Origin of the sequence: Anaplasma phagocytophilum, from assembly GCF_023476575.1 — a bacterium.
GTDB classification, from domain to species: domain Bacteria; phylum Pseudomonadota; class Alphaproteobacteria; order Rickettsiales; family Anaplasmataceae; genus Anaplasma; species Anaplasma phagocytophilum_A.
In genome coordinates this window covers 1-4,975 of sequence record NZ_JAHLEX010000088.1, presented here as the reverse complement: position 1 = coordinate 4,975, position 4,975 = coordinate 1, and the positions used below count along the sequence as shown (strand labels likewise).

Here is a 4,975-nt window from a genome sequence, read left to right as displayed (position 1 = left end):
TACCTTGGCAAGAGACCCACGCATGAGCGCTACAGTGATAAAAGCGTCTAAGTCTCCATTCATTACTGCATCTACATTTCCAGTTTCATGCCCTGTACGTAAGTCCTTCACCATACGATAGGGATGCGTACTTATATAGGGTCAGCATGCAATTATGTGGGATCTTAACGAGTGCGCCCCATTCTAATAGGTGGGGACTAGCCTTGTAAAAAACACACGCGTATACCGGTGGACTATTGTCAGTTATGGAGCTAGCAACTATCCCAACAACCTCTAGAGCATTCGTAACCCTGACCTAAATTCCTACGGATGGGGCCTGGGTAGAGATAAGTACCCGCACTTCCACAATGCATGCACCAAACTGAACTTCTAACTACACGGAAGGGAATACCACCCCCTTCCATAGAATCCGAGAAGAATAGCCTACCACGAACTACACCGAGTATAAGCTGTAAAAACGTCAAACTTGCACAATTACGACGATAAAAAAACAGACACTCCGTGGAGACCTCATATACTGCACTACAACACTTACTAGCAAAACCTGCCCTATTAGAAGGGAATTTCATCTACATCAGGATCAAGAAAATCCACATTGCCAAACGAACCAGCCTCTTCGCTGCTTGCGGGAGGGGTGCCTATGCTTGACGCAGCAGCATCACCGGATGACATTCCCTTGGGATCAAGAAGACATAGAGTCGAATTAAAACCCTGAAGGACAACTTCGGTCGTGTAACGATCATTGTTATTCTGATCTACCCATTTTCTCGTGCGTAGAGAACCTTCTAGGTAGACCTTACTACCCTTACGAGCGCATGTCTTAACTACCTTCACGAGGCCTTCACTGAATACAACAATGTTGTGCCACTCTGTTTTTTCAGTGCGAGAACCAGACGCTTTGTCTAGCCAGCTCTCGGATGTAGCAAGGGAGAAATTTGCCATTTCTTTCCCATTTTGCATAACTCTCACATCTGGGTCTTTTCCAAGATACCCAATCAAAATAACCTTATTGACTCCTATCGAGGACATAACCGCAAACGTAATGGAAAAACACCGGTAATACTAATCCCCTAATTCGTTTTATTCAAGTCTTTGTTATCGGAATTTCATGAATATTTTTATATAATTTGTCTGCATTTCCCCTATCCGCGGTTGAGACTATTGATTCTGTTGACGGTGAGGAAACAGGTTTGAAAGCTGTTACTATTAAAATATGTGGTATTGGCGCCTATGGGTGGGCACGTACTGAAAGTGGTATTCATAGGTTAGTGCGCATTTCTCCCTTTGACCATGCTGCAAAACGGCATACCAGCTTTGCTAGCGTTGAAGTATCCCCTGTTGTAGATTATGAAATTGACATAAAAATTCAAGAAAAGGATCTTCGAATTGATACTTATCGTGCTTCTGGTGCTGGCGGGCAGCATGTTAATGAAACCGAAAGTGCTGTCCGTAAGTTTAGATGTTATCAGCACTTTAAGCTCATATAGGTGTTATTTGAATGTTACTTTGGCTAATATTTTTTTGGGGGTAAGGGGCTTGTTTTTTGTAATTTTAAAGAGTATACACATTAACATGTGGCATCTTTGCATTGTGTACGCTCCGGTACAATACGCTTCTCCACAAATTTTGCTACCGTGGTAGTAGTCTCCTCTGGAATGTAGTCATGGTGGCAAAAGATGCAACTTTGCCACTCAGGTGGTATCGCGTTAGGTGTAGTTTGGTAAGGGGAATAGTTGCCAGATGGTGCATTTTATACGCTTATCAAACTTCCTAGACGCTGTGTTGTGAACTTTGATGTAGACGAAGCCTTGCAAATGTTATAGCATCGGCGGAATTAACTAGCCGCGCTTGCTTTGTGGAGAACTCCCTACTTAAGATAAAATACAGGACGATTAGCAGTGTAGTTAAGGTATTTGACGAGGTAACCGACGTTGTATTGTCGTGGGTTGGTAACATAGGCAAAGACTTATCTAGGAAGCAAGACATAGACAATCTCTTGAGTAAGATGCGCGAGTGCGTAAGCCCAAAGGGGGGGGAAGTTAAGGCTAGGTACAATACTATATCGTTGGGTAATCTTTATTTACAGCTGTCTGATGTGGGCAAGGCAAGGTTCTTGCGTATGTTGAATGATAGATTCAACTCTATGCAGGAAGAAGTAGATGGCAAGATTAGTGAGTATGTTAATAATACAGACAGTGCTTTGGAAGAAAAGCTCAGATTCGAGCTGATTTCAGTTTTGTCCTCTCCTAGGCTAAGCATCTTAAAGCAGTTTATGTCCTTATCTGAAGGGGTGAAATTTCTCGTAGATATGAGGGCAGATGCTATTACACTCTCGAAAAAGGGGGAGAATTTTTTCGCATTGGAGAGAGATCTAAAAGGAGTACTTTCTTCGTTGTTTGATGTGGGCTTATTAGAGCTGCGTCACATCACTTGGGATTCCCCTGCGTCACTGTTGGAAAAGCTCATATTTTATGAAGCAGTGCATGCGATTTCTTCGTGGGAGGATTTGCGTCATAGGTTGGAGTCTGATCGCAGGTGTTTTGCATTTTTTCACTATAAGATGCCTCAGGAACCTTTAATATTTGTTGAGGTGGCATTGGTAAACGATGTTGCAAATAGTGTGCAAGCGTTGCTTGATGATAGCGCTCCGAAAAAGGATCCGTCTGAGGCTAAAGTTGCGATTTTCTACTCTATTTCTAACACACAGGTCGGTCTTACTGGGATTAGTTTAGGCAATTTTCTCATCAAAAGAGTGGTGAGCATGCTTTCTAGTGAGTTTAGTAACATTAAAACTTATGCTACTCTCTCGCCAGTGCCGGGGTTTGTTAGGTGGCTCAATGAGGTTTTAGCATCAGATGGCGATGCGTTCTTGCGTAGTATAGGTATATCTCATTCTGTTGAAGGGTTGCAAAGTTATATAAATTCCATTAGTAGCGATCCTAAGTGTGTTCCTGTTGTGTCTCAGGAGTTATTGCTAAGGCTATGTGCGCACTATTTAAATACTAAGAGTGGTAGTAGGGTTATCGATCCCGTTGCTCATTTTCATCTTAGTAATGGTGCATCTATTAGGCGACTTAATTGGATGGCTGATACTTCCCAAAAGGGTTTGCTGAGTTCTTTGGGAATTATGGTTAATTACAGTTATGAGTTGTCTAAAATTGATGATAATCATGAGGCCTATGTTGTGCATGGGAAAGTCACATATTCTAGAGAAATAGCTACTCTTTTGAAGAAAAGTTGAGAAAAGACAAATGTAGGAGGGCGTGGTGTCTTGGATAATCAACGGTGCAAGCCATGATTGGGAGGTTGTAATTGGTCTTGAGGTACACGCACAGATTGTATCGAATAGTAAATTATTTTCAGGGGCATCTACGGAGATCTCCGTAGATCCTAATTCGCACGTGGCATTGTTAGATGTGGCGATGCCGGGCGTTCTGCCGGTAACTAATGAGTATTGCATTGTTCAAGCAGTAAAAACAGCGCTTGCGCTTTCTTGTGAGGTGAAGAAATATTCCATATTTGATAGAAAGAATTACTTTTATCCTGATCTTTCTTTAGGATATCAGATTACGCAATTCTATCATCCTATAGCTAAAAATGGCCACATAGTACTCGATGAATCTGCTTATAATAAGAAGATCGGCATTGCAAGGATTCACATTGAACAAGACGCTGGAAAGAGTCTGCACGTTGGTGATAAGACGTGTATAGACTTTAATAGGGCGGGAGTTGCTCTTATGGAGATTGTTACAGATCCGGATTTACGGTCTCCGGAGGAGGCTGCAGAATATCTTAAGAAGCTGCGTATTATCTTGAGGTACATTGGTGCGTGTAGTGGTGATATGGAAAACGGTGCCATGCGTTGTGATGCAAATGTTTCGGTGCGTAAGGTGGGTGAAAATGCGTTGGGGGTTCGTTCTGAGATCAAAAACTTAAATTCCATAAAATACGTGTCTCAGGCTATAAAATACGAGGCTATGAGACACGTTGAAGTGCTGGAAAGCGGCGGGAAAGTGGAGCAAAGCACTCTTTTGTATGATGTAGATGCTGGTACTACTAGGACTATGAGGACTAAGGAAGATGTGTGTGATTATCGCTATTTTCCAGATCCTGACTTGCTTCCTTTGGAGATAACAGAGGAGTTTATTGCGTCAATAAAAGATACGCTGCCTGAGCTTCCTATGGCAAAGATGTCACGGTACATGAATGATTTTGCTCTTTCAAGATATGATGCAGTGATTTTATCTTCGGATAGGGAGGTTGCTGAATACTATGATGAAGTTATGAAGCACAATTTGCCGGGGGATTTAGTTGCGGCATGGGTCACGGGTGAGCTTTTTGGAATGCTGAATAAGCGAGGTATGTGCATTAGTGATTCACCAGTTTGTGCCAATGCTTTAGGAGATCTGCTGCGCTTAATTGTAGATGGGACTATTTCTGGCAAAATGGCTAAGCAGGTTTTTGTAACAATGTTTGAGACAGGAAAGTCAGCATCAAAGATAGTGGAAGAAGAGGGATTACAGCAGATAGCAGATGAAGGGGTTCTCAGTGAGATGATTGAGGGAGTGCTTGAGCAAAACCCGGATAAGGTTCAGCAGTACAAGAAGGGTAAGGAAAAGCTATTTGGGTATTTTGTGGGGCAGGTAATGCAGGAAACAAAGGGCAGAGCGAATCCTGAAGTTCTCAATGTACTCATTAAGAGCAAGCTGAGTCAGTAGTAGCATTTTACTTTATTATAGGCATTTTCGGGGATGTTGTATCTAGCGAAATATGTGGGCGTCGTGATGAAGCTCAATTCCCACGTACTTTTGTAGACGCTACATTGCGAGTAAGGCTTAGCCACTCATGCGAAGGGAAAGAACTACAATGCGCTGGGAGTTATTCTTCCGAGGAATCACGATATATAGAGTGTACGCTGGAGTGCGCTGGTAAGAAGAGAATAAGGGTAGTGAGCGTATACGTTCCCAACGGGCAG

4 protein-coding genes and 2 pseudogenes are annotated in these 4,975 nt (G+C 42.6%); 3 read left to right on the top strand and 3 right to left on the bottom strand.

The window, feature by feature from the left end:
• From prfB to ssb, 3 genes and pseudogenes are all read right to left on the bottom strand, one after another.
• Positions 1-126: pseudogene (prfB, locus tag KPX09_RS04360) on the bottom strand (peptide chain release factor 2); the annotation flags it as partial.
• A gap of 125 nt (positions 127-251) precedes the next feature.
• The gene (locus KPX09_RS04355) at positions 252-569 is read right to left on the bottom strand and encodes a hypothetical protein (protein ID WP_249549158.1); all 318 of its coding nucleotides are present in this window, start codon (positions 567-569) and stop codon (positions 252-254) included.
• On the bottom strand, positions 553-1,029 hold the full coding sequence (gene ssb / locus KPX09_RS04350; RefSeq protein ID WP_249549157.1) for a single-stranded DNA-binding protein: 477 nt from the start codon (positions 1,027-1,029) through the stop codon (positions 553-555). Before ssb ends, KPX09_RS04355 begins: the two co-directional genes overlap by 17 nt.
• A gap of 122 nt (positions 1,030-1,151) precedes the next feature.
• Here ssb and KPX09_RS04345 point away from each other — a divergent pair.
• The 3 genes and pseudogenes from KPX09_RS04345 to gatB all read left to right on the top strand — a co-directional run.
• Positions 1,152-1,451: pseudogene (locus KPX09_RS04345) on the top strand (PCRF domain-containing protein); the annotation flags it as partial.
• 404 nt (positions 1,452-1,855) lie between these two features.
• Positions 1,856-3,241: a malonyl-CoA decarboxylase domain-containing protein gene (locus tag KPX09_RS04340; RefSeq protein WP_249549156.1), complete on the top strand. Its 1,386-nt coding sequence runs from the start codon at positions 1,856-1,858 to the stop codon at positions 3,239-3,241.
• A gap of 25 nt (positions 3,242-3,266) precedes the next feature.
• Positions 3,267-4,718: an Asp-tRNA(Asn)/Glu-tRNA(Gln) amidotransferase subunit GatB gene (gene gatB / locus KPX09_RS04335; protein WP_249549159.1), complete on the top strand. Its 1,452-nt coding sequence runs from the start codon at positions 3,267-3,269 to the stop codon at positions 4,716-4,718.
• Positions 4,719-4,975 lie beyond the last annotated feature (257 nt).